At 72.1% G+C, this 23,715-nt stretch carries 24 protein-coding genes; 14 read left to right on the top strand and 10 right to left on the bottom strand.

The genetic code is table 11. The features are described 5' to 3' along the window. The first annotated feature begins 264 nt into the window (after nt 1-264). The 3 genes from ACIGW4_RS05195 to ACIGW4_RS05185 all read left to right on the top strand — a co-directional run bounded on the left by ACIGW4_RS05195 (nt 265) and on the right by ACIGW4_RS05185 (nt 4,921). The gene (locus ACIGW4_RS05195; protein WP_399578581.1) at nt 265-1,518 is read left to right on the top strand and encodes an esterase/lipase family protein; all 1,254 of its coding nucleotides are present in this window, start codon (nt 265-267) and stop codon (nt 1,516-1,518) included. A gap of 609 nt (nt 1,519-2,127) precedes the next feature. After that, nucleotides 2,128-2,799: a nucleotidyl transferase AbiEii/AbiGii toxin family protein gene (locus ACIGW4_RS05190; protein WP_399578579.1), complete on the top strand. Its 672-nt coding sequence runs from the start codon at nt 2,128-2,130 to the stop codon at nt 2,797-2,799. 145 nt (nt 2,800-2,944) lie between these two features. Next, entirely contained in the window at nt 2,945-4,921 is a 1,977-nt protein-coding gene (locus ACIGW4_RS05185; protein WP_399578577.1) for a hypothetical protein, read from the top strand. Between the two features lie 171 nt (nt 4,922-5,092). On the opposite strand, the gene ACIGW4_RS05180 is transcribed toward ACIGW4_RS05185, so the two are convergent. After that, nucleotides 5,093-6,367 (bottom strand): M23 family metallopeptidase, encoded by a 1,275-nt coding sequence (locus ACIGW4_RS05180; RefSeq protein WP_399578574.1) that lies wholly within the window; start codon nt 6,365-6,367, stop codon nt 5,093-5,095. A gap of 490 nt (nt 6,368-6,857) precedes the next feature. Further along, entirely contained in the window at nt 6,858-7,247 is a 390-nt protein-coding gene (locus tag ACIGW4_RS05175; RefSeq protein ID WP_398708169.1) for a VOC family protein, read from the bottom strand. A 609-nt stretch (nt 7,248-7,856) separates the two neighbouring features. Between ACIGW4_RS05175 and ACIGW4_RS05170 the strand changes: the two genes are divergently transcribed. The 5 genes from ACIGW4_RS05170 (at nt 7,857) to ACIGW4_RS05150 (ending at nt 11,622) form a co-directional block, all read left to right on the top strand. Beyond that, nucleotides 7,857-8,060 carry a cold-shock protein gene (locus ACIGW4_RS05170; RefSeq protein WP_335939352.1) on the top strand — a complete coding sequence of 68 codons (204 nt, stop codon included), beginning with the start codon at nt 7,857-7,859 and terminating at the stop codon, nt 8,058-8,060. Between the two features lie 250 nt (nt 8,061-8,310). Next, complete coding sequence (locus tag ACIGW4_RS05165; RefSeq protein ID WP_399578570.1) at nt 8,311-9,819, top strand: DEAD/DEAH box helicase; 1,509 nt, start codon at nt 8,311-8,313, stop codon at nt 9,817-9,819. Between the two features lie 109 nt (nt 9,820-9,928). Continuing rightward, complete coding sequence (locus tag ACIGW4_RS05160; RefSeq protein WP_399578567.1) at nt 9,929-10,258, top strand: CBS domain-containing protein; 330 nt, start codon at nt 9,929-9,931, stop codon at nt 10,256-10,258. Nucleotides 10,259-10,309: 51 nt separating this feature from the next. Continuing rightward, nucleotides 10,310-10,621: an SCO5918 family protein gene (locus ACIGW4_RS05155; protein WP_398708163.1), complete on the top strand. Its 312-nt coding sequence runs from the start codon at nt 10,310-10,312 to the stop codon at nt 10,619-10,621. 659 nt (nt 10,622-11,280) lie between these two features. Continuing rightward, nucleotides 11,281-11,622 carry a MerR family transcriptional regulator gene (locus ACIGW4_RS05150; RefSeq protein ID WP_123453311.1) on the top strand — a complete coding sequence of 114 codons (342 nt, stop codon included), beginning with the start codon at nt 11,281-11,283 and terminating at the stop codon, nt 11,620-11,622. Between the two features lie 402 nt (nt 11,623-12,024). Here ACIGW4_RS05150 and ACIGW4_RS05145 read toward each other — a convergent pair whose 3' ends face one another. Both ACIGW4_RS05145 and ACIGW4_RS05140 read right to left on the bottom strand, forming a co-directional pair. Continuing rightward, entirely contained in the window at nt 12,025-12,879 is an 855-nt protein-coding gene (locus tag ACIGW4_RS05145) for an MOSC domain-containing protein (RefSeq protein WP_399578564.1), read from the bottom strand. Nucleotides 12,880-13,470: 591 nt separating this feature from the next. Then, nucleotides 13,471-13,971: a hypothetical protein gene (locus ACIGW4_RS05140; protein WP_399578562.1), complete on the bottom strand. Its 501-nt coding sequence runs from the start codon at nt 13,969-13,971 to the stop codon at nt 13,471-13,473. 507 nt (nt 13,972-14,478) lie between these two features. Here ACIGW4_RS05140 and ACIGW4_RS05135 point away from each other — a divergent pair. From ACIGW4_RS05135 to ACIGW4_RS05125, 3 genes are all read left to right on the top strand, one after another. After that, nucleotides 14,479-15,489, top strand: a complete 1,011-nt coding sequence (locus ACIGW4_RS05135) for an aldo/keto reductase (RefSeq protein ID WP_399578560.1) — start codon at nt 14,479-14,481, stop codon at nt 15,487-15,489. A 54-nt stretch (nt 15,490-15,543) separates the two neighbouring features. Next, nucleotides 15,544-15,963 (top strand): SRPBCC family protein, encoded by a 420-nt coding sequence (locus ACIGW4_RS05130; RefSeq protein ID WP_398708154.1) that lies wholly within the window; start codon nt 15,544-15,546, stop codon nt 15,961-15,963. Nucleotides 15,964-16,537: 574 nt separating this feature from the next. After that, a complete protein-coding gene (locus ACIGW4_RS05125; RefSeq protein ID WP_399578557.1) occupies nt 16,538-17,701 on the top strand; it encodes a low temperature requirement protein A in 1,164 nt (387 codons plus the stop codon). Between the two features lie 72 nt (nt 17,702-17,773). On the opposite strand, the gene ACIGW4_RS05120 is transcribed toward ACIGW4_RS05125, so the two are convergent. The 4 genes from ACIGW4_RS05120 to ACIGW4_RS05105 all read right to left on the bottom strand — a co-directional run bounded on the left by ACIGW4_RS05120 (nt 17,774) and on the right by ACIGW4_RS05105 (nt 19,947). Further along, nucleotides 17,774-17,986 carry a DUF4287 domain-containing protein gene (locus ACIGW4_RS05120; protein WP_398708150.1) on the bottom strand — a complete coding sequence of 71 codons (213 nt, stop codon included), beginning with the start codon at nt 17,984-17,986 and terminating at the stop codon, nt 17,774-17,776. Between the two features lie 65 nt (nt 17,987-18,051). Continuing rightward, nucleotides 18,052-18,720, bottom strand: a complete 669-nt coding sequence (locus ACIGW4_RS05115) for a DUF998 domain-containing protein (protein ID WP_399578554.1) — start codon at nt 18,718-18,720, stop codon at nt 18,052-18,054. A 187-nt stretch (nt 18,721-18,907) separates the two neighbouring features. Continuing rightward, complete coding sequence (locus tag ACIGW4_RS05110) at nt 18,908-19,123, bottom strand: DUF6243 family protein (protein WP_123453324.1); 216 nt, start codon at nt 19,121-19,123, stop codon at nt 18,908-18,910. Between the two features lie 266 nt (nt 19,124-19,389). Further along, nucleotides 19,390-19,947 carry a GNAT family N-acetyltransferase gene (locus tag ACIGW4_RS05105; protein WP_399578552.1) on the bottom strand — a complete coding sequence of 186 codons (558 nt, stop codon included), beginning with the start codon at nt 19,945-19,947 and terminating at the stop codon, nt 19,390-19,392. Nucleotides 19,948-19,983: 36 nt separating this feature from the next. Between ACIGW4_RS05105 and ACIGW4_RS05100 the strand changes: the two genes are divergently transcribed. Further along, entirely contained in the window at nt 19,984-20,196 is a 213-nt protein-coding gene (locus ACIGW4_RS05100) for a hypothetical protein (protein ID WP_398708146.1), read from the top strand. Nucleotides 20,197-20,234: 38 nt separating this feature from the next. Here the strand turns inward: ACIGW4_RS05100 and ACIGW4_RS05095 are convergent, their stop codons facing one another. Continuing rightward, nucleotides 20,235-21,008 (bottom strand): GNAT family N-acetyltransferase, encoded by a 774-nt coding sequence (locus ACIGW4_RS05095; protein ID WP_399578548.1) that lies wholly within the window; start codon nt 21,006-21,008, stop codon nt 20,235-20,237. 393 nt (nt 21,009-21,401) lie between these two features. Then, nucleotides 21,402-22,148, bottom strand: a complete 747-nt coding sequence (locus tag ACIGW4_RS05090) for a CGNR zinc finger domain-containing protein (RefSeq protein WP_399578545.1) — start codon at nt 22,146-22,148, stop codon at nt 21,402-21,404. A gap of 112 nt (nt 22,149-22,260) precedes the next feature. Between ACIGW4_RS05090 and ACIGW4_RS05085 the strand changes: the two genes are divergently transcribed. Both ACIGW4_RS05085 and ACIGW4_RS05080 read left to right on the top strand, forming a co-directional pair. Then, entirely contained in the window at nt 22,261-23,169 is a 909-nt protein-coding gene (locus ACIGW4_RS05085; protein ID WP_399578543.1) for an arginase family protein, read from the top strand. Next, nucleotides 23,166-23,675, top strand: a complete 510-nt coding sequence (locus ACIGW4_RS05080; RefSeq protein ID WP_399578539.1) for a hypothetical protein — start codon at nt 23,166-23,168, stop codon at nt 23,673-23,675. Before ACIGW4_RS05085 ends, ACIGW4_RS05080 begins: the two co-directional genes overlap by 4 nt. Nucleotides 23,676-23,715: the final 40 nt, after the last annotated feature.

Here is a 23,715-nt window from a genome sequence, read left to right as displayed (position 1 = left end):
GGCGAATTCGAGGCAATACGCACGACGATGCGGACAGTCCGGCCCGTGTTCCCGGGGTGGGACGGACGAAACGCCCGTGGGCTTCCGGCCAAGCTGGTCTCAGGTCGGTTCGATCGGCGCGAGGCGGGGCGATGCTCAGCCGTGGAGCTGGAGCCCGGCCGCCCTCCGGGCGGTGTTCACCGGACTCCGGCGTCCCCCCACACGCAGTAGGCGAGGGCAGCCGTGCCCTCGCGTTGCGCCGACCGCACAGGAGTTGTGCTGAACATGTCCGCACCCGTCGTCGACGTCTGGGGCCCGGTCGCCCCCGGTACCCGCTCCTCGATTCCCTCCGCGCCGGAGTCGCATGACACGTGGTCCCTCTTCGGTGGAACGGCCTGGGTCTACTACAGCCCGCTGAACCGCAGGCAGCTCGTCCGGCCCGTCATCCTCTCCGACGGCTTCTCCGCCGGGTCGAGCAACCTCGACCAGCTCTGGCAGGGCCTGGAGGAGAACGGCAAGTTCCGCTTCATCTCCGAACTCCACGCGGCAGGCCGGGACGTGATCATCCTCGGCTACAACGACCGCACGGCGTCAATCACGGACAACGCCGAAACCGCCATCGAATGCATCCGACGGGCCATCGCCGAGCGGGTGGGCGCGGCGAAGCTGGTCGTGGGCGGATTCAGCATGGGCGGCCTCATCACCCGCTACGCGCTGGCCAAGATGGAGAGGGAGGCTTCCGCCCACGAGACGGGCGTCTACTTCTCCTTCGACACCCCGCACCAGGGCGCCTGGTTCCCCGTCGCCCTCCAGGCGTTCACCCACTTCGCGACGGACAACTGGGGAGACAACCCCACTCTGGGACCCGTCCTGCGCCAGTTCTCCGGGCTGCTCAACAGCCCGGCCGCCAAGCAGATGGCGCGCTGGCACATCGACAAGGCCGGCGGCACCGCGAAGGAGGCGCCGGAGCGGGTGGAGTTCCTCCGGGCGCTCGACGAGGTCGGCGGCTGGCCGCGGAACCTCTACAAGATCGCCGTCGCCAACGGCGTGGACACCGGCACGGGCAACGGCGTCAAGGCCGACGCGACCGCGGTGCGCGCCAACGGTGAGACGCTGAACGACACGTGGCTCAAGACCCAGGCCCAGGGCGACCAGGAAGTCGCCCGCCTGCAGAAGACCGGCGGCGAGCCGGTCACGGTCCGCACCAGCGGACTGCCCGAGATCGACGGCGCCCCCGGCGGCCTGTTCACCATGCCGTCCACCCCCGGCGACCCGGGCAGCTTCGGCCTGGCCGGCCTCCTCATGAGCCTTCTCGGCAACACCGTGGACCCGGACACCATCACCACGTCCTGCTTCATCCCGTCCATCAGCGCCCTCGCCGTCGCCGACATCGACGACCCGAAGGCCCTCTACCAGGAGATCACGCGGGACAACACCGCGTTCGACGCCTTCAACTGCGCCAGCCGCAACGAAGGACACACCACCATGACCGAAGAACTCGGCTCGTGGATCGTGAACGAGATCGTCAGTAGCGAGTGACCACCATGGGTGGGCGGGCCTCGGACGATGCCCGCCCACCCATGTGGGGTGCCCTCTGGGCGGCCGTGCCACACCCTGCTGACAGGACCGGTGTGCGAAGCGGCGGGCGGACCGCAGCCGCGCGGGGCTCTGGCCCCGCGCCGACGGCCACAGATCGGCCGGCGCCCCTGCACCCGTGGGGCGCGTGCCCCATCCGTGCCCTTCGGGGCGGTGAACAGCGGTCAAGGCGGGTGTACCGGAGTCGTCGAGAACCATCGCACGCGAGGACGTTTTCGCAGGTCAGGCACCAGATGATCGAGATGGGCGCCGGTGATTCCCAAGCTTATAGCGCGGGTTCGATTCCCGTCATCCGCTCTTCTACGAAGCCCCAGGTCAGCGACTTGGGGCTTCGTTGTCAGGGCCTCTCGGGGCGGGTGTCGTCTCCGGCGGGTGGCGGGGCTCTGTGCCGGGGCCCCTGGCCGAGGGGCGGCATGACGACCTGGTTCGCCATCTCAACCGGGAACTGCTCGTCACCATGTGGCCTGTCCTGCGCACGCTGATCAGCCGGGACATCCGTGACGTCTGGGAGAACGCCTTCGACGAACTGCCTCGCGACGCCCGGGCCGCTGCGTGAATCTCACGGAACTGCACCGGCGGCTCCTCGCGGACGTCCTCGCCGTGGGCGACGTCTACCCGCTCGTGCTCACGGGTGGCTACGCCGTCCAGGCGCACGGACTGGTCGACCGGCTCAGCAAGGACCTCCACGTCGCCACCGAGACCCCGGAGCCGATGGAGGAGATCGCCGCCACCGTACGCGCCGGGCTGGAACAACGCGGTTGGCAGGTGCGGGGGTCGGAAACCGACCCGCTGTCCGCGCGGCTGATCGTCACCGACACCGCCACCGGCGAGGAGTGCGAGGTCGACGTCCTCAAGGAAGCGCTCTGGCGTCCGCCGGTGAAGACCGAGCACGGCCTGGTGCTCTCGCTGGAAGACGTGGTCGGCACGAAGGTCCGCGCGCTGGCGGACCGCGGCCTTGCCCGTGACCTGATCGACGTCCGTGCGGCAGCCGATCGCCGGAGCCACATCAAGCTCGAAGAGCTCGGCCGCCGCCACGCCCGTGACAGCTTCGACCTCTCCGACCTCCAGGCCCGGCTCGCCGGGGCGGACTGGATCGATGACACCGAATTCGCCGCGTACGGACTCGACGACCACCAGACCATCGAGCTGCGCCGGTGGGCTCAGGAGTGGACCGATGACATCGCCGAAAGGCTCCAGGAAGCGGAAGACCCGCCCGACGACTGATCACCCAGCACCGAACACGGCGAGAGAGCGTCGCACCTCCGGGGAAGCCGGTCGTGCCCCGCTCGCCGGGCTGCCTCCGCTCCTCCGGCGCGGGCTCGGGGACGGACCGAGCAGCGGGGTCGGCCGGGTCGGTAGGGTCGCGCGCATGCGGGTGGGACTGAACGCGGTCGAATGGAACGGGCTGGAGCACAACTACGGTTCTGCCAAGGACGTTCCGGAGCTGCTCCGCCGGTGTTCCGGTCCGGATCCGGCCGATGCCGGCGAAGCCTCGTCCGAACTGCTCAACCTGCTGTTTCATCAGGGCGGCTGGATCTGCTCGGCCGCATCGGCGGCGCTGCCCTTCATGCTGCGCCTGGCAGCGACACCACGGGTGCCGAGCCGCTGCGCGATGCTGGAACTGGTGGCGATGCTGGCGGCGGAAGCCGGGCGGGTCGAAGCGCGGTTCCTCGATCCAGGCTGGGCACCGGCGTGGGAGCGAGCCCTGCCCGGGCTGCTGCGGCTGCTGGACGATCCCGAGCCGGAGATCCGGCGGGCCGCGGCCGACGTGCTCGGAGCCTGCGGCAGCCCCGGTGAACTGATCCTTCCCGGGTTGCTCCGGTCCTGGGAGGCAGAGGCCGATCCGGCGACTCGCCTCGAGTTGGTTCTCGCCCTGGGCCACTCCTCTCTGCGTGCACCGGTCGGCGCACGCGGCGCCGAGGTGTTCGACCTGCTCCATGGACTGCTCGACGCTCCTCAGCCGCAGATCCGCCTGGCGGCGGTGCACGCGCTGGCCCCGACCGATCCCGGCCTTCCCGCCCGGCGGCTGGACGACGTGCTCGAAGCGGTCCGGGACCCGAGCGTCGAGCTGTGGCGCCACACCAGCTCGGTGCGGACCGGAGTACTGGGTGTCCACCACTGGGCCTCGGAACTGTTCACGGGGCCGGCCCCCGACTTCGCGCTCGGGGTGCTGGCGGACCATCACGACGACGAACAGCGGGTCGCCGCCCTGGCCCAGGCGGGTGGACTGCTGTCCCGGTGGCGCTCACCGGGGGCTCCCCTTCTGCCACGTCTCGTCGGGCGGCTGGACGATCCCGTCGCCGAGGTCCGTTTCCGGGCCGTCGAGTTGCTGGCCTGCCTCGGCCCGGAGGCGGCCGCCCACACGGACGAGGTCGCCTCCCTGCTGACCGACGGCGCGGTCCGCACCACACGGCGGCGGGAGAGCGTGGGCGAGGCGGCCTTGTGGGCGCTGGCCCGGATGAACGATCCGCGCTGTCTGCCGGGTCTGATCGAGCTCATCGCCGGCGCGCGATCCGGCTTCGCGTCGAACTCCGCCCACCACCCCGCGACCGACCGGCATCGCGTCGGCCTCCCTTCGCTCCCTGAGGCGCTGCGCCACCTCCCGGACCACGCCGAACTGCTCCTTCCGGTGATCTGCGACCGGATCGGCACCGTCACGGACGGCCGTCTGCTTCACCGGATCTGCGAGACACTCGCCGAGTGGGGACCCGTGGCAGAGGCGGCCGTTCCACGACTGCTCGGTCTGCTGGAGGACGACCGGACCTGGACCGCGGCAGCAACAGCCCTGGCCGGAATCGGAAGAGGCGGGGCCGAAGCAGGGAGCCTTCTGCTGTCCCGAGCGCGTGCCGACGGGCCGCACAGAAAGCTCGCGGCGTGGGCGTACTGGGGAGTCTGCGGCCAACCCGAACCAGCCCTGGAGATCCTCGGCCACAGCCTTGCCGAACAGCGCTTCCGGCACCCGGACCTGCGAAAGCTCGCCGGTCTCGGAGTCCATGCCGCACCTCATGCGGACCGGCTCAGGGCGTTGACCGCCGACACCGACCCCTGGACCCGCGTCGAGGCCGCGCACGCGCTGTGGGCCGTCACCGGTGACACCGAGACCACCGTTCCCGTCCTGACGGCGGTCGTACGCAAGCTGACCGAGGGAACCCACCTACCGGTCATGCTCCCCGCAGTGCGGTACCTGGCCCGGATCGGGCCCGCGGCCCGGCCTGCCGCGGACCTCCTGCGCGGCATACCCGCCCACGACCGGCGGCTGCGTTCCGACGGCGGCTGGCGAGGCTTCACCCAGGACGAGGACGTCCGCTCCGCCGTGCAGGAGCTGCTCAGCGCGTCATCCACCTGAGGCGAGCGCCTCGGCCGGCCCCGCCCCGGGGAGTGGTCGCTCGTGCGGCGGTCATCGCCCTCGCGCAGCATCCTGCCCGTCGGAGACTTCGATGACGCTCGTGAGCGAAGGCCCCGGTCAGAGACCAGGGCCTTCGTCGTCGTCTCGATCGCCGGCCCGACCGGGATCCGGTCAGAACTCCAGCACCTCGCGGTCCAGCGGATACCGCGCGCGGTGGGGGCCGTCGTACGGCGAGGGCGTGATCGGGAGGACGCCGGTCGGCTGCAGGCCCAGGTTGTCGTCCCAGATGCGGGGTTCGACCTGTCCGACGACGCGGAACTCCCGGAAGGTGAACGGCGGGCTGTCGGTCGGGAAGAACTCGGGCGTGGTCATCACCTGGAAGTGCAGGTGCGGCGTGGTCGAGTTGCCGCTGTTGCCGATCAGCCCGAGGGTCCGGCCGGGTTCGACGCGGTCGCCTTCCCGGACCCTGAGCGAGCCGGGCGTCAGGTGGGCGTAGAGCAGGTAGCGGCCGGGCGCGACCTCCACGGTGACGTGGTTGCCGACGGTCTGCTCGATCGGCGGGACCGGCGGCGTGACGGGCGGCGTGTTGTCCGGGATCCCGTCCTGGACCTCCACCACCCTGCCGCCGGCCGCCGCCACGACCGGCTGCCGGTAGCTCAGGTAGCTGGTGAGCCGCGCGGGGTCGCCTTCCCAGGTCTGTCCCCGCTCGCCCACCTTGTACCAGTCGATCGCGAAGCGCTGCGGTACGGAGAAGCGGCCGTTGATCGGGGCGAGGCCGCGGCGGTGGTGGGTGTTGCCGCAGCACGACTCGCTGGAGTACCAGGTGCCGGGGCGGACCGGCGCGTCCAGGTCCAGCGGAGCGGTGCGGTCGGTCGGGGTGATCTGGACCGTCTCCTCGAACGGGGAGGGGCCGGAGGCGGTGAGGACGGCGCCCGAGAGGTGGTGTTCGAGGACCTTGGGCACCCGTCGGCCGCGGTCGAGGGCCAGGTCGAGCCAGACCACCCACTGCTGGGAGCCCGGGATCACGGTCGGCGTCGGCCCCGGCGGCGCCGGCGTGTACCCGTCCGCACCCGGCAGGGGGTCGCCCACCGGGTTGGCGGCGTCGGCCAGCGCCTGCCCGCTCAGCGAGCCCACCACCCGGTGCGTTCGCGCGTCCCGGACCTCGACGCGGTCCAACCGCACCCGTGCGCTGCTGGGCAGCGCGTTCGTGGTGAGCAGTTCGTACGAGAGGTGCGTCTTGCCGTCCGTCGCGCGGAACGGCGCCGGTTCGGTCATCACGGCCGCCGTCAACGGCGTGAACTGGGGGCCGGGCGCCGGCGTGGCCGCGCCGGCGCCGTATCCGGGTGCCGTCGAAGCTGTCAGCATGCCGACCGCGAGCACGGCGGCGGCGAGCCCGCGACGTAGCGGACTGCGGCCGGTGCGGTTGCGAGGGTGGCGCTCTGCCATGGTGCTCTTCCAGTCGTCGGGTCCGGGGCCGCGAAGGGCACCGGCACGCCCCGCGCCGAGGCGCAGGCTCATGTAATCCGGCCGGGCGGCGCTCCCGGCGAACGGCGCCGGAGTCGGGCGCCGAACTACACCCGTCCAGCCGCACCGGGCCGCCGGGGAGCCGGTACGTGTTCCATCCGTGCCCTCCAGGACGGTGAACAGCGGTCACCACGGGGGTGAGCAGAGCCTCCCGGCAGGACCCTCGAAGAGACCTGTCCGCAGGTCAGAGCCCATGTGGGCGGCCGAAGCAGCGGTGATTCCCCGGCTTGTGGCACGGGTTCGACTCCCGTCGTCCGCTCTTGCGAGAAGGCCCAGGTCAGTGACCTGGGCCTTCGTCATCGCCCCGATCTCTCGGGGCCGGTGACGCAGGGCGTCGACGGCGATCGCACGGGCACGAGCAGTGGTCGAGGACCGCGTTCCGCGCTCGGAGTGCGGCCCTCGGCGCGTGCGGTTACGAGGGCCAGCCGCCGTACGGCACGGTGATGAGTTCCATGGCGTGGCCCGCCGGGTCCATGAAGTACACGCCGCGGCCACCGTCGTTGTGGTTGATCGTGCCGGGCCGCTTCCGGTGGGGGTCGGCGTAGTGCTCGATGCCGCGTTGCCTGATCTGCGCGTACGCCGCGTCGAACTCCTCCTCGGAGATCAGGAAGGCGTAGTGCTGGGGGGTGATGCTGTCCGCGGGGACGGTGGCGAAGTCCAGGGTGACGCCGTTGCCCAGGCCGATCGCGACGAACGGGCCCCATTCGGCGGTGATCTCAAGGCTGAGCAGGCTCGCGAAGAATTCCGCGGACTCCCGGTTGTCCCGGGCGTGGACGATCGTGTGGTTCAACTCGACTGACAAGGAATGCCTCCGAAGGCATGTCCCGACACCTCCATGCCTCACCCAGCCGGTGACCGACACGCGATGTCGCCGTAAACCGTAGTCCTGTCCACGCAGGGGGTCAACGGTGGTTGACGCAGGACACCGCTCTTCCGAAGACCCGGCGACGGGGCCCGGCCGGGAGCGGACGGGCGGGATCCCGCGCACCAGCGGCTTCAGCCCGGGACAGCCGTGCACGTCGGTGCCGGAGACGCCCCGTGACGGGGGCGGTCCGTTCCGGTCGGCGCTCAGGTGGATCCTCGATCCCGGTCCGCCGCGGTCGGTCGGGGAACGCTTCGTTCGGAGTGAACGAATACCTGCATTCGCGAACCGAGGTTTTAGCTGCCCCCGCTCGGAGAGTTTTTACCGGCAACACGCGGGGGAAAATATCGGTCGCGCACAGGCCGCAGCGACGTGCTACTGTCGAAATCAGTTGCAGTTTTGGTACCCGAAGACTCCAAGCGCCTCCCGCCGGCCGCATGCCGCACGGAAGCGCTTTGTATTTCCGGTCATTTCCGGGCAGGGCATCATCGCGGCGACACGGCGTCCGTAGGGTACGGATTCCGGCGTAATGCCCCAAGGAGATATGACATGGCTACTGGCACCGTGAAGTGGTTCAACGCGGAAAAGGGCTTCGGCTTCATCGAGCAGGACGGTGGCGGCCCTGACGTGTTCGCCCACTACTCCAACATCGCCAGCCAGGGCTTCCGCGAGCTCCAGGAGGGCCAGAAGGTCTCCTTCGACATCGCGCAGGGCCAGAAGGGCCCGACGGCCGAGAACATCGTTTCCGCCTGACGCCGACGCGTAAGACGTAGCTGGGGCCCGCATCCCTCGGGGTGCGGGCCCCAGCTGCATGCATTTCGCAGGGTTCTCGCGTACACCCGCGCCTGTCGTGTCTCTTTTCCCGCCCCGGTGCACCGTAATCCCTCGCCCTGGGCCGCACCGCCTGCCGGTCGCATTTCATTCGGCCCGTGCCTGTGATTCCCGATGCCGCTCATCCGCTGCCGGAATTCCTCGATACGCGCCGCATCAAGGAAGGTTCTGAATGAACCCCACACGCACGAACGGCCGCTCCTCCCGCACCCGCCGCAACGGCGGCCGCGCGTACGGCTCCACCGTCGGTTCGGGACTGAGCAGCCGCTTCGGTTCGTCCGCCCCGAGCCGATCGGGGGCTCCGGGACGCTTCGGCGGAGGCGGTCGGCGTGCCGCCCCGGCGCAGGGCGAGTTCGCCCTGCCGAAGACGGTCACCCCGGCGCTGCCCTCCGTCGAGGCGTTCGCCGACCTGGCCCTGGACCGCCGCCTCCTGACCGTGCTCACCGCGCAGGGCCTGTCCGTCCCGTTCCCCATCCAGGGCGCGACGCTGCCGAACTCCCTGGCCGGCCGTGACGTCCTCGGCCGCGGCCGGACCGGCTCCGGCAAGACCCTCGCCTTCGGTCTGTCCCTGCTCGCCCGCACCGCCGGGCAGCTCGCCGAGCCCCGCCGGCCGCTGGCGCTCGTCCTGGTCCCCACCCGGGAACTCGCACAGCAGGTCACCGAGGCCCTCGCCCCCTACGCCCGCGCCGTGGAGCTGCGCCTGGCCACCGTCGTCGGCGGCATGCCGATCCGTCGGCAGGCGAACGCGCTGCGCGGGGGCGTCGAGGTCGTCGTGGCCACCCCCGGCCGCCTCAAGGACCTCATCGACCGCGGTGACTGCCGGCTGGACCGGGTCTCGATCACCGTCCTGGACGAGGCCGACCAGATGGCCGACATGGGGTTCATGCCCCAGGTCACGGCACTCCTGGACCAGGTCCGCCCCGAGGGCCAGCGGATGCTGTTCTCCGCGACGCTGGACCGCAACGTCGACCTCCTGGTCCGCCGCTACCTCACCGATCCCGTCGTCCACTCCGTGGACCCCTCCCGGGGCGCGGTCACCACGATGGAGCACCACGTCCTCCACGTGCACGGTGCCGACAAGCACCGGCTGACGACCGAGATCGCGGCGCGCGACGGCCGGGTGATCATGTTCCTGGACACCAAGCACGCCGTGGACCGCCTCACCGAGGACCTCCTCGACTGCGGTGTCCGGGCCGCCGCCCTGCACGGCGGGAAGTCACAGCCCCAACGCACCCGCACCCTCTCCCGGTTCAGGACCGGGCACGTCACCGTCCTGGTCGCGACGAACGTCGCCGCACGCGGCATCCACGTCGACCACCTCGACCTCGTCGTCAACGTGGACCCGCCGACCGACCACAAGGACTACCTCCACCGCGGCGGCCGTACCGCCCGGGCCGGCGAGTCCGGCAGCGTCGTCACCCTGGTCACCGCCGGCCAGCGCCGCGACATGGCCCGCCTCATGGCGACCGCCGGCATCGTGCCCGAGACCACCCAGGTCCGCTCGGGCGAGGAGGCACTCGCCCGGATCACCGGCGCGCGGACCCCGTCCGGAGTCCCCGTGACGATCACCGCGCCGCCCGCCGAGCAGCGCAAGCGGGACACGACCTCCCGCGGCCGACGCCGTCCCGCCTCGGCAGCGCGGCGCGCCGACGCACGGCGTTCCGCCGACTCGGCGGCCTGAACTCCACGTGATCCGGAAGCCGAAGCCGTCTCGTTCCCCCAGGAGGCACGTTGTGACACCGGTCCAGACGCAGCCCCGCTCGGTCTCTGTCCTCCCCGCGGCCAGGACGGTGACCGACACCGTGGACAGGGGAGGGCTCCAGGTCGGGGACCACATGACCGTCGAGGTGGCCCTCGCCGTCATGGCCGGTGCCCGCGCCGGACGCCTGCTCGTCTGTGACGACGACGGGCTGTGCACCGGGCTGGTCACCCCGGCCCAGCTCACCGCCGTCCGTGACAGCCCCGCCTATACGGACCGCCTCCGGCTGCGCGACCTCCCCGGCGGCGGCGTGCCGCCCGCCGGGCACGCCGGAAACCATGTCCGGCCTCCCGTCCCGTGCGTCGTGGACGAACGGGACGGCGGCCCGGGCACCTCCGGCCCTGCCCTCGCCGTCGCCTGAATCCCCACGTCCCCGCGGAAACCGACTCCTTCCTCTCATCTGTGAGGCATCGTGCGCTGTGTCATCGCCCGCTTCCCCTTCGAGCTCACCAAGAGCGGTGTCCTGGACTCCATGAAGGGCGTCAAGCCCGAGGAGATCACCAGCGAGTCCGTGATCATCGGTCGCCGCGCCTACCCCGTCAAGCAGGTCGGCCAGGTCATCACCCGCCAGGACCGCCGCGACTTCACCGCCGGTGAGGTCCTCCGGGCCATGACCAAGCTCGGCTTCACCTGCCACGTCCTTCCCCGGTCGCCCGCACCGCTCCCCGCCTCCGACCCTCTCCAGCACGCCTCCGCCGCGCTCGGGGCCCCGACGGGGGCCTGACCCCGCACACGGACGAACGTGAGGCCGGCATCGGACGGCCATAAGGGCCCGGCCGAGACCGGGCGCGCCTCTCCGGGACGCCTTCGCCCCGCCGGTCATCCGGCGGGGCGAAGTGCTGTCGGGCGGGCCTTCCGTACGCGGAGTGTGGGCGGCGAGTCGTGGGACGGCCGGGTCACGGGCGGTGAGGTGTGTCGTCGTGCCCGCCGTACAGCCGACCGGGATCGACGACCTCACTGCCGGACACCCGAAAATCTATTGCGGCCGCAGTAGACATCAGGCGTTGACGTGGGTATGTTTTTTCTCGTAACCCACAGAGACAAATGGGGCCTGGCAGAGATGGACTGCCGGCCGGCAACACACGGGGTCGCGGTAGACGGACCCCGGGACAAGTGGTCGATCGCCGAGGAAGAACGGAGGAACCCGCGCCATCAGGATCGCCCGGGCGGAGCTTTCGAGTCCGGGTACCGCAGGACATCGATAGTGAGGTGGTCTCCGGTCAGGCAACCGCGATCCCCGCGCCCCCGACAGCAGCCGGGTCGGGGCGACGGACACAGGAGGCCGGCGCGATATCAGGGCCGGCAGATGGTGTAGTAGTTCCTTCGGGGCCCTGGTGCCGTACGGCACCAGGGCCCCTCAACGCGTTCCGCAGAGAGGTGCAAATGACAGCAGGCGACTCGTACGACCGTCTCGACGACGACGACTACCCCGCCTACACGATGGGCCGGGCCGCCGAAATGATCGGCACCACCCAGGGCTTCCTCCGCGCCATCGGAGAAGCACGCCTGATCACCCCGCTGCGCTCCGAGGGCGGCCACCGCCGCTACTCCCGTTACCAGCTGCGCATCGCCGCTCGCGCCCGGGAACTCGTCGACCAGGGAACCCCGATCGAGGCCGCCTGTCGCATCATCGTCCTGGAAGACCAGCTCGAAGAAGCCCAGCGCATCAACGCCGAGTACCGCCGCGCAGCGGCTCAGCAGTCCGCTCACCCCGCTGCCGACTGAAGCGGTTCCGGGCGATAGCGGTTCCGGGCGATCGACGGACACGGCGCCGCACGAGAGGTCACGCGGCCGGCACCGGGCCGCGAACGGACGAACGCTGCGGAAGGCCGGCCCGACTGCTGACCGCCGAGCACCGGACAGCAGGGAAGTGCCGCGCCCGAGGAAGCGTTCGGGCCCCAGGCGTGCCCTTCAGAGCGGACAACAGCGGTCGGCCAGGGACGTCCACGTGCCTGCGCGCGTCTGCCATCGGAGCACGTTTCCGCAGGTCAGAGCCCCATCGGTCGAGCCGATAGCCGGTGATTCCCCAGCTTGTGGCGCGGGTTCGATTCCCGTCGTCCGCCCTGCGCACGAAGCCCCGGGTCGGCGACCCGGGGCTTCGTCGTCGCCCAGACCTGTCCGACCCGGTCACATGGTCGTCACCGCGCTGTCGGCGTGGAGTTCGGACGCTCCCCACGAGCTGACCGTCACGTCGTCGCCGACGGACAGCCGGCCGGGGCGGACCACGGCCAGCTTCACGCCGAAGGCGACGCCGCCCTGGGCGGCCCGCCGGTAGGTGGCGAGGGTGCGGATCGGTTCCCGCCCGCTCCGGCACCCGGACCGCTGGTCGACCAAGGTGACGGCGCAGCGGATGGCGAGCTTCGCGTACGCCAACTCCACCGAGCCGACGGTGATGCGGCGCGCGAGGTCCTCGGTGTGGGGATCGTCCCATCCGTCGACGACGATGTTGGGGCGGAACCGGCTGATCGGCAGCGGTTCCGCGCCGTCGGAGACGAGGCGCTCGTTGAGGGCGGCCATGGACGAGCGGGAGACGACGTGCACCGCGCAGCTGTCGGCGTAGCCCGATGTGCCCGCGACGAGTCCGTCGGTTATCCGCTCGTGCTCGGGCGGCACCCGCACGAGTCGGCTCGGGCCTCCTGTCACCGCGGAGAGCCAGGCTGCCGCCTCGTCGCCCTGGTCGATGCCGGTGAACGCGGCTCCGAACAGTTCCACCGGACGTCGCTCGGACGACGAGTCCACCGGGACGGTGACCGTGCCGAAACCCGGGGCCTCCAGGGTCAGTCGCGTTCCGTCGGCCTCGACGCTCGGGCGGATCAGCGCCAGCCGGGGATCGCGCCGCTGGCTGCGGAAGACTCCGTTCTCGTCGACGACCATGAACGAGCGATCGTGCGGGAGCCCCGCCGGGGTCATGGAGGCCTCCTGCACGGAGAGGCCCGCACAGCCTTTGACCGGGAAATAGGTGAGTTCAACGACCTTGGCCACAGGGCCTCCTGGTTCCTCTCGGCTTCCGGATCCTTCTCGGCTCCGGTGCATGTCGGTCTCTGTCGCCTGAGTCTGCGGGACGGCGGCAATGGAACGTCAACGACCCGACTTCGGCGCCGGCCGTGATCAGCGCGGTGGTGTGCCGGGGGATCGCGGGACGGTGGGGACGAGGTGCGGTCTGCTGGGCTCGCTGACCGTACATGACGCCGGTGGCGGGCCCCTCGCCGTTCCCCCTCCGAAGAGCAGGGCCCTGCCGGCCGCGCTGCTTCCCGAGCCGAACCGCCTCGTCGGACGCCCTGGTGGCCATCGGGCGGACCCACGCGCACTTCGGCGAAACCGCTGCTGCTCAGGCCTGCTTCGACGAGGCCGAAGAACTCAGCGGCAAGGACCGGTCGCCCCGGCGGTCGACCGGGACGAGTGCGGGATCGGAACCGTGGTGCCGAGGGTGGTCGATGGACGAATGGACCGTCCCGTCGTCCGCTCGTGAACGAGGATCCGGGTCAGCGACCTGCGGCTTCGTCGTCGAGGTCCTCCCACGGTCCGAAGGACACGACCGTCGACGGGCGCGGGCGATCGATCAGTTGTCTGCGGTCACCGCCCACTCGGGGCTGTACGGCCCGTACGAGACGCTCTCCTGCTCGTCGCCGTCCGTACCGGCGCCGTCCGCGTCGGAGGTCCGGAAGGTGACGCGGTAGCCGCCACCTCGCGCACCTGCCCCGCCCGTTGCCGTGCTTCGCTCGGGGCGGCCTTCACGTTCTCCTCGTCCGCCGCCGCTTCCGGAACGGCTTCCTCACGGCCGGAGAGGAGTCCGCCGACCGACAGACCGGCGCCCGCGCACGCCAGCAGCACGGCACCGGCGACCGCCGCGCGGGCGGGGGCCCGGCGGGGCCGGGCGGGGCCGGAGACGGGCGGGTGCGAGTCGTCGATCCGGGGCAGGGGCCTGGTCGACGTCACCTCGTCGGGCAGAGCGGCGGACGCCCCGGCCGGCACCGGGTGCGGGAAGCGCGGGATGACCTCGGTGGCCTCCGGATCGCTCCCCTGCGACCACTGGCCCTGGCCCTGTTCCTGGCCCGTGCCGTACCGGAACTCCATCGCCGAACCCCCCGCACCACTGGATCACGTCAAAACGCCGGGGAGCGTAACCGACGGTCACACCGGCGTGATCCACGTGACCATCCTTCGGACCCGGGACGCGCGGCCAGGCCCTCCACCACCGTTCCGCAGCCGTTTCCGCAGCTGTCCCGCAGCCGTTTCCACAGTTGTCCCGCAGCCGTCCCGCTCAGAGCCGTGGACAGCCGTCCCCAGCGGCCTGACCGAACGTGTGCGGACCTGAGGCACCCGAGTACCGGGTGATTCCCGAGCCTGTGGCGCGGGATCGATCCCCGTCGTCCGCTCTTCCTGCGAAGCCCCGGGTCGGAGGCCTGGAGCTTCGCACGGAGGGCTAGGCCCCATTAACAAAGCGAACGCACATATCCAGCTCTTGCATTAGCCAGCGCGCGCAAGTATTGTCTTCACATGTAAGGCGTACTCGCATCCAGATGCGAGTGCTCGTACGGGGCCCTTCCGGCCCTCCCCCCACCCCTCGCAAAGGCTCCTTCCATGTCGCTCAAGAACATCCTTCCCGGCCGCCTCGGCTTCGGCACCGCCCCGCTCGGCAACATGTTCCGCGCCATCCCCGACGACGAGGCCCGCGCCACCGTCGAGGCCGCCTGGGACCACGGCATCCGCTTCTACGACACCGCCCCCTTCTACGGCGCCGGCCTGGCCGAGGAGCGGCTCGGCGAGGTCCTGGCCGGCAAGCCCCGCGACGAGTACGTCCTCTCCACCAAGGTCGGCCGGGTCGTCCTCGACGAGCAGGAGACGGACGTCCCCGACTTCGGCGAGAAGGGCGGCCTGTTCGAGCACGGCAACCCGAACAAGATCCTCCACGAGTGGACCGCCGAGGCCACCGAGCGCTCCATCGAGGGCAGCCTCAAGCGCCTGGGCACCGACCGGCTCGACATCGTCTGGGTCCACGACATCGCCCAGGACTTCCACGGCGACGCCTGGCTGGCCAAGTTCGAAGAGGCCCGCACCGGCGCCTTCCGCGTCCTGTCCCGGCTGCGCGACGAGGGCGTCATCAAGGCCTGGGGCCTCGGTGTCAACAAGACCGAGCCCATCGAGCTGACCCTCGCCCTCGACGAGCCGAAGCCCGACGGCTTCCTCCTCGCCGGCCGCTACACCCTCCTCGACCACGAGCACGCCCTCACCCGGCTGCTGCCCATGGCGCAGGAGCAGGGCGTCGACATGGTCGTCGGCGGTCCGTACAGCTCCGGCATCCTCGCCGGCGGCACCCACTTCGAGTACCAGCAGGCCCCGGACGAGATCGTCGAGCGCGTCGGGAGGCTGAAGGCCCTGGCCGCCGACCACGGCGTCGGCATCAAGGCCGCCGCGCTGCAGTTCTCCCTCGCCCACCCCGCGTCCGCCGCCGTCATCCCCGGCGCCACCCGGCCCAGCCGGATCGCCGAGGACACCGCGGCCCTGAACGAGACCGTCCCGGCCGCGTTCTGGACCGACCTCCGGGCCGCCGGCCTGGTCAGCCCGGCCGCCCCGCTCCCCAACAACGCCTGACCCCCGTCCCCGCGCCCCACCCCACTCCCCCCACACAGCAACAGGAGCACGACCATGGCATCCACGTCCGTCTCCCGCGTCGTCCCCGCCTCACCCCAGCAGGTCTGGAACCTCATCGGCGGCTTCGACGCCCTCCCGGACTGGCTCCCCTACATCCCCGAGAGCACCGCTCTCGAAGGCGGCCGGGTCCGCCGCCTGACCAACCCCGACGGCGACGTCATCATCGAGCGCCTGGTCGGCTTCGACGAGGCGGAGCGCCACTACAGCTACGCCATCCTCGAAGCGCCGTTCCCCGTCGACGGCTACGTCTCCACCCTCCGCGTCCACACGGTCCCCGGCCGCGACGACGTCGCCGAGGTCCAGTGGTCCGGCCGCTTCAACCCCAAGGGCGCCACCGAGCAGGAAGTCGTCGACCTGTTCACCGGCATCTACGCCGACGGCCTCGACGCCCTGCACAAGACCCTCGCCGCCTGAGCCGCCTGACCCGGACGGCCCCTCCGCTCGGCCCGGACACGCCCCCGCGTGCCCGGGCCGCGGTCCGTTCCCGAGGCCTTCCGCCCTTCCGCCCTTCCCGAGGCCTTTCCATCATCCCCGGGCCCCTTACGCCGTCCCCGAGCCCTTACGCCGTCCCCGAGCCCTTTGCCGTCCCCGAGCCCTTTCCGCCGTCCGCCGCAGCTGCCGCCGCCGCTGCCGCTGCCGCTACCCCAAGGAGACACCGAGTCCCATGACCGCCACCGATCCCGCGCTCACCGCCCTCGCCGCCGCATGAAGCACACGACCCCGCCCACCCCGTGAGCACGGCCTCCCCCTGCCGACGGCCAGAGGCCCGGCCGGTGAGCGATCCCGCGAAGGTCCTGCTGACGGGGGCGGTCGCCTTCCTGGTCGTCGCCCTGTTCGTCGCCGTCCTCCACCACGCCTACGGGGCATGACCCGCCCGGTCGGCCACCGCCGTCTCAGGGGAACGGACCCAGAAATTGCGCGTCGCGCCGGAGGACCCGATCGTGAAAATCATGCAGAGCCGCCCCGGACCCCGCAGCGACGTGCCGGCATGAGCAGCGCGTCGTTCGCCTCCGTGCGCCGCAGCGTCGCCCCGCTGGAGCTGTTCTTCGACCTGGTCTTCGTCTTCGCGATCGGCCAGCTGGCGGAGCACCTGCTCCACGAACTGTCCTGGCGCGGGGCCGCCGAGACCGCGGTGATGCTCGTCGCCGTCCTCAGCACCTGGGCACTGACCAGCTTCGACGCCACCTTCCTCGACGTGGCCAGAGCCAGGACCCGGTGGCTGGTCCTGGCGGTGATGGGCCTGGGACTGTTCATGAACGCCCAGATCCCGCACGCCTTCGCCGGCCGGCCCTGGGCGTTCGCGGTCCCGTTGGTCGTCATCCTCCTGCTGGTCGACCTCGCAGCCGCCGTGACCGCCCCGACCCCCGTCCTGCGCCGGCACTACCGCCGCGTGACGGCCTGGGCCGTCGTGTCGGTGCCGCTGTGGCTGATCGGCGCGGCCATGGACCACGGACCGCGACTGGTCTGGTGGGCGGTGGCGGCGGCCGTCGACATGCTGGGCGTCTGGCTGGCCCATCCCCTGCCCCGCGACCGGCTCTCCTCCCGGGACCTGGTCTTCGACGCCGAGCACATGGTGGAGCGGATCCGCCTGTTCATCATCATCCAGCTCGGCGAGACGGTCCTCACCATCGGCACCGCGATCTCGGGAGCCCCGGTGGACGCGGCGACCGTGACGGCCGGCCTCGGCGTCTTCGTCGCCCTCGTCTGCCTGTGCGCCAGCTACTTCCAGGGCGGCGAGGACATCCTCGCCCGGCACGTCGCGGCCACGGCCGACAAGCTGCTGCCGGTCCGCCGCGCCGTCAGCGGCCAGTACCCGACGCTGGCCGGCCTGGTCGCCCTCGCCGTGGGTGCCGAGCTCGCCATCAGCCACCCCACCGGCCACGGCAGCACCACCCTCGGCCTGCTCCTCTTCGGCGGCCCGATCCTCTACGTCATCACCCAGGCCTGGTGGTACCGCGCCTCCACCGGGCAGGCGTGGGGCGTCCGCCTCCTGGCCTGCCTGGCCCTGGCCCTCGCCGGTGCCGTCACCCTCCGGCTCCCCCCGCTGGTCTCGGTCCTCGTCCTGGACCTCGTCCTCGTCGCCCTCGTCATCGCCCTGAGGGGGGTGCACCACCGGGTCCTCACGGGAATGGCCTCCGGAACGCGCGCCTAGGGCCTGGCCGGAAGGTCCAGTCCCGTCGGGGCCGTCACGCCCTACGGCCGCTCCCTCGGCGCCCCCGCCCGATCACCTGCCGTCGCCCTCGGCGAGGGTGTGGGCGACGAGGGCGTTGGCGTGGCCGTGGCCGAGGCCGTGCTCGGACTTGAGCCAGCTGACCAGCTCCATGTGCCTGGTCAGCGGGGAGGAGCGGATGAGGCCCTTCCATTCGGCGATCGGGCGGCCGTACTTCTTCTCGATGGACGGGAAGTAGCTGGCGGGACCCTTCACTGCGTCGGTCATGGATACCCCGTTTCGTATCGTGATGATCTTGGTCGTGTCGATGATGCCGGAAGGACGGCGGTCGGTTAGCGGTCGGCCGGGACATCGGCCAGGCGGGCCGTCACCGCACTCAGCCACAGCAGGCCGAGGCCGGCGCCGACGGTGAACGCCAGGACGGAGGCGGCCGAGGCCATGAAACCGGCGAGGACGACCACGGGCACGATGCGAGACGCGACCGCCCAGCGGTGAAGGCCCCGGGCGGCGAGCGGACGGGCCAGCACGACGAACGCGGCGCACAGGGCGAGGTAGCCGACCATCCCGCCGAACATGTGGACGGCGCCGTGCCCGCTCATCACGGTCGCCTCGGGCGCCCCGGCCGGAAAGCCGGTCCCCGCGTCGGCCGGGAAGGCGCCCGCGATCCAGAAGGAGACGCCGAACACGCCGACCAGCGCCGGACCCCACGTCCCGCCGGGGCCACCGCGCAGCACCCGCCGCAGGCCGGTCGCGCCGGCGATCAGCAGCGCGCCGGTGAGCACGAAGCCCGCCGTCTGGACCCAGCCCGCCTCGCCGAGGGCGAGCTGGCTGATCGCGTTCCGCGTGAAGTCGAAGCCGTCCCGCGTGAAGCCCTGGGCGAGTCCGGCCGCCAGGAACAGCGGACCCGCCACCACACCGCCGGTCACGAGCCGGCGCGCGGCGGACCGCGACGCGGCCGCGTCGGAGAGGACGCGGCGGGGTGCGGTGAGCATCTCGGTCATGGCAGGGCCTTCCTCGCTTCGATGTCGTTCGCCTGTATGACCGGCGACGCGGAGGAGAGTCATCGCTCCCGTCGATGTGCACTGGATCACACGTCGGTCGGGGCGGCCTCCCGCTCGTGGACGAAGGCCCGGGTCAGGGACCCGGGCCTTCGTCGTCGTCCAGAGGCCGCCCCGCGGCGGCGGTGTGTCAGTTCTGTGCGGTGTCGTCGTCCGTCTGCCCGGCGCCCTCCGACGCGTGAGTCTTCTCCCGCATCTTGCGCACCAGCTCCGCCTTCCGGTCGGCGGCACCCTGGCGGTCGAGGTTGCGGTGCGGACCGTTGTTCTGCCGTTCGGCGCGGGACAGCCTCTTGCGCTGGCCGCCGCCCTGACCCACGGGGTTGTTGATGTTCTTGCTGTCGGTCACGGGTTCTCCCGGTGGTGATGTGAAGTGGTCTGGGGATTCACGGTGGGGACGGGCACGGCGACGCAAGGCGTCGGCGGGGGCCCGTCACGCTCTCACCCGTGGATCGGCGCCTGGAAGAACATGACAAAGACGTTACCCGGTCCTCCCGGCCCCGCGTTTCAAGCCCTTCTTCCCTCTGGCGGCGGCCGGTCTTCGGCGAGCGCCCGGCCGTGCCATGAGGGCCCGCACCCTCGCGGGGGTGTCCGGGGGCGGCCCCCGGAGACCGTCTACGCCGTCGCGCGGGGTCCCGTCCACTCCTCGCGGAGCATTCCGAAGAGCACGCTGTCGTAGCGCTTCCCGTCCAGTGGCACGGCCGACCGGCGGCGGCCCTCCTCCCGGAAGCCCAGCCCGGTGAAGGCGCGCACGGCGCGCTCGTTGCCGCTCCAGGTGTCCAGTTCCAGCCGGCTGAGACCGTACGCGCCGAACAGGTGGTCCACGAGCAGCCGCAGCGCGTCACTGCCGTGGCCGCGGCCCCAGAACTCCCGCTCGCCGATGGTGACTCCCAGCGTGGCCACGCCCGCGTACGGGTCCAGGTCCCGGTAGTCGGCCATGCCGATCACGCTTCCGCCCGCCAGGTCCTCGACCGTGAACACGGCCGACTCCCTCGGGTTCAGGCGCAGCATGGTCTCGAAGCCGAGACCGACCGCCTCCGCCGTGACCGGGCCGAAACACGGGTCGCCGGCCGTGGCCCAGCGCACCACCTCCGGGTCGTTGCGCCACCGGAGGTGATGCTCCGCGTCCTCGCAGCGCAGCGCACGCAGTCTGACCAGCTTTCCTTCGAACATCGTGCCACTTTAATCGGCCACCGCCGCCTGAGGCAGATGAAGTTGACGACGCCGGCCGGGCGGCGGCCCGGGCCAGGCTGGCCGCCCGGCAGCGGCAGCGGGAGTTCGACCGGGCTTCGCGAGGCCGTCATGATCGGCGCGCCGTACGAAGGCGGCGAGCCGGCCTTCCTCACCCGGCGCGCCGACGGGACGCCCGTGGTGGCCCGCGCCGCCGGCCCCGTCCGGATGCCCCGGCCGACCGGCGGCTGAGCCGGCGACTGGGTCGCCGCCGGTCGCTCGGGGCGGTGTCACGGGAGCGGCGGGCCCCACCAGGTCGAGGGGGCCGCGACGGTGTAGCCCAGCGACTCGTACAGCGGCCTGCCCAGTTTCGAGGCGGTGAGGGTGACCGGCAGGTCCGCCAGGTGGGCGAGGGAGCCGAGCATGACGGCCCGGCCCACGCCGCGCGACCGGAACGCCGACGACGTGCCGACCCAGTAGTGGCTGCCGATCCCGTCGTCCACGACGCTGACGGCGGCGCCCGCGGGCACGCCGTCGTGCAGGGCGAGGAACACGTCCACGCCCGGCTGCTCGATCAGCGTCGCCGGGAACAGTTCGCCGGGGCGGTGGGGCGTGAATCCGTCCAGTTCGAAGCCCTCGATCACGATCCGCTCGGCGGCCTGGAGGTCCTCGGGCCGCCGTACCCGGATCACGTCGAGCGCCGGTTCCCCGACGGGTCCGGGCGTGCGCAGCATGACCGGCATCTGCCAGTCGCGCAGGCCCAGGTGGCTCAGGTCGGTCGAGCTGAAGGGATCCTCGGCGTACACCGGGCCCGCGGCTCGGCGCACCAGCTCGCTCAACTCGTCCACCTCGCCCGGGTCGAGGTCCGGCTCCTGGATCAGGATCCGCAGTCCGGCGCGCTCGTCGCCGTCGACCGCGACGAATCCGCGGCGCCGGACGACCTCGTGCCCCCGGCACCGGCCGGTCGCGGTCCAGAGAACGGCGGAGTTGCGGGCCTGGAGCCTCGGCGCCTGGGCCGGGGCCACGGACCCGGTCCGGTCGGCCGAAGTGGATCTTGTCGTCATGGGGCCAACGGTACTGCCCAACTGCCCGCTCACACAGGCCGATTCCTCGTCACAGGCGGGCCGCCAGGCCGTCGAGGAGGGACCGGCGTCCGAAGCCGGACGTGCCGTCCGGCGCCCCGGCGTAGTCGGTGACGGCCGCGGCGTCGATCCGGGACCGCAGGCGGGGGAAGCGGGCGGCGACTTCCCGGGACGACGGTCGGTGACTTCTACGCCGCAGGCACGCAGGCGTACGTCTGCGACCGCGGCGACGACCAACGCTGGGGCGACTGCCCGGGCACCGCCCGTGACCCCGGCAACTCCCAGGACGTGTGGACGGCCCGGACGAATCCCCGGGGCGAGGGCCCGGATCGACGATCCGGGCCCTCGTCGTGCGGATCCGCACGACCGGATCCGTCAGGGCGCGCCGTGGCCTTCGCCGGCGCGCCTGCGCTCGTAGTGCGTCCGGCCCTTGGCGGCGTTGCCGCAGGTGGCCATGGAGCACCAGCGGCGGCGGCCGGCCCGGGAGGTGTCGAGGAACAGCCAGCCGCACCGTCGGCCGGGGCAGACGCGTGTGCGGTCGGCCGGGAGCGCGCGGAGCAGGTCGAGGGCCTGGAGGGCGAGTTCGTGGCGGAGGAGGTCGAGGCCCGACGCCTCGACGGTGGTACGGAGGCGGGGCGTTGCCCCGTCGACGACGAGGCCGGCGTGGGCGACCGCGTCCTTCCAGTGGTCCTCCACCCGGGCGACCGCGTCGGCGGGGGCCGGGGCTCCGTGGGCGAGGGCCGCGATCAGGTCGTGGAGGGCCTCGCGCAGCTCGCGGACGCGGGCCAGGGCGCGTGCGGCCCGGGCGGGCCCGCTCTCGGAATCGGTCCCGGGCGCGGACTCGGTCTCGGGCGCGGTCTCGGGCGCGGACGTCTCGGTCCCGGGCGCGGACTCGGTCTCGGGCGCGGTATCGGACGCGGCGAGCCGCCGCAGGGCCGTGAGGTCGACGGGGGTGAAGTGGCCGGTGAGGGCAGCCCATTCCAGCAGGCGGGGGTACGCGTCGAGCCAGTCGACCGGGTCCGCCGCGTTCCGCGCCGTGACCGTGTTCAGGAGGTCGATGACGGGGTGCCCGCCGACCAGGTCACGGGGGTGGAAGGGGTGCGGCCTGGTGGTTCCCGTCATGTGCGGCCGCCTTTCGTGCGCCTGCTCGGGCTTGCCCCGTCGATCCAACCAGTGTACTGATGTTATCCGGTTGGAATCCGGTCGGAGTCCGGTTCGGACGCGAGGAGCGCTCATGACCGCCGTCGAGATCGTCACCGCCCCCTGGAACCTCGGGCTGCGACCCCCCGCGCCGGGGCACGAGCCCGGCGCCTGGCGGGCCCCGGACGCGCTCCTCGCGGCGGGCCTGGCGGAACGGCTGCGGCCGGCCCGGGTGGTGGAACTCGACCGCCCGCCGTACGAGTTCGACCCGCAGCCCGCGACCCGCGTCCGCAACGGCGTGACCCTCCGCGAGCACACGCTGCTGCTCGGCGACGCGGTACGGGCCGCGCTGACCGCCTCCCGGTTCCCGGTCGTGGTCGGCGGCGACTGCAGCGTCCTGCTCGGATGCCTCCTGGGCGCCCGGCACCGAGGGCGCTGCGGCCTGGTCCACCTCGACGGGCACAGCGACTTCCGGCACCCCGGCAACCACGACATGAGCACGTCCCTCGGGTCGGCCGCCGGAATGGACCTCGCCCTGGCCACCGGCCGGGGCGAACTCCTCCTCACCCACTGGCCCGGGGTGGGCCGCCCCCTGGTCCCCGACGAGGACGTGATCCAGATCGGCGACCGGGAGGACGAGCAGACGCCACCGGTCGTCCGCTTCACCGCCCGGGAGATCCTGCGGATCGGGATCGCCGAGCTGGGCGAGCGGGTCGCCCGGCGCCTGGAGGCGCGCGGCCTCGACCGCGTCTGGCTCCACCTCGACCTCGACGTGCTCGACGAGCGCGTCCTGCCCGCCGTGGACTCCCCCGGCCGCCCCGGCCTGGACCTCGCCCAGCTCGCCGCACTCGTCGCGGGCCTCGTCCGCACCGGCCGCGTGGTGGGCCTCGACGTCACCGTCTACGACCCCGAGCTCGACCCGGACGGCGTCCACGCCGCGCCCCTCGTCGACTGCCTCGGCACCGCCCTGACCCCGCTCACGACCACGGAGACGCCCGTATGAAGACGCTGCTCGCCGACGGGCCCGCCGGCCCGTACGCCGCCGAGATCGAGCAGTTCGGGTGCCTGGCCGGGCGGTGGAAGACCCTGATCACGTACCACCCCGCCGACGGCTCACCGGTCCGCCGCGTCACCGGCGCGTGGGAGTTCGGCTACGCCCTGGAGGGCCGGGCGGTCCTGGACGTCTGGCGGTGGCCCGGGGACGAGGACCTTCCGGAGGGGGGACGCGCCCCGGACCAGGAATGCGGCCTGTGCGTACGCGTCTGGGACCCGCGCCTGCGCCTGTGGCGGTTCACCTTCCACGGCACCGCCCGCGGCGACCTGGTGCACATGTACGCCCGCCGGGTCGGCGACGAGATCGTCATGGAACGCGCCACCGGCCGCGACCTCGTCCGCTGGACCTTCTCCGACATCGGCGCCGACGCCTTCCGCTGGCGCAACGAGCGCTCGGCCGACGGCGGAGCCACCTGGCGGCTCGACCAGGAGGTCGACGCCCACCGCCTGCGATGAGGGCCCCCGGGAAGGGCGTCGGAGGACGTCGGAGGGCATC

Source organism: Streptomyces sp. NPDC053513 (assembly GCF_044544765.1).
Taxonomy (GTDB): domain Bacteria; phylum Actinomycetota; class Actinomycetes; order Streptomycetales; family Streptomycetaceae; genus Streptomyces; species Streptomyces litmocidini.
Note: the sequence above shows the minus strand (reverse complement) of the source record. Positions and strands in the feature narration are given on the sequence as shown.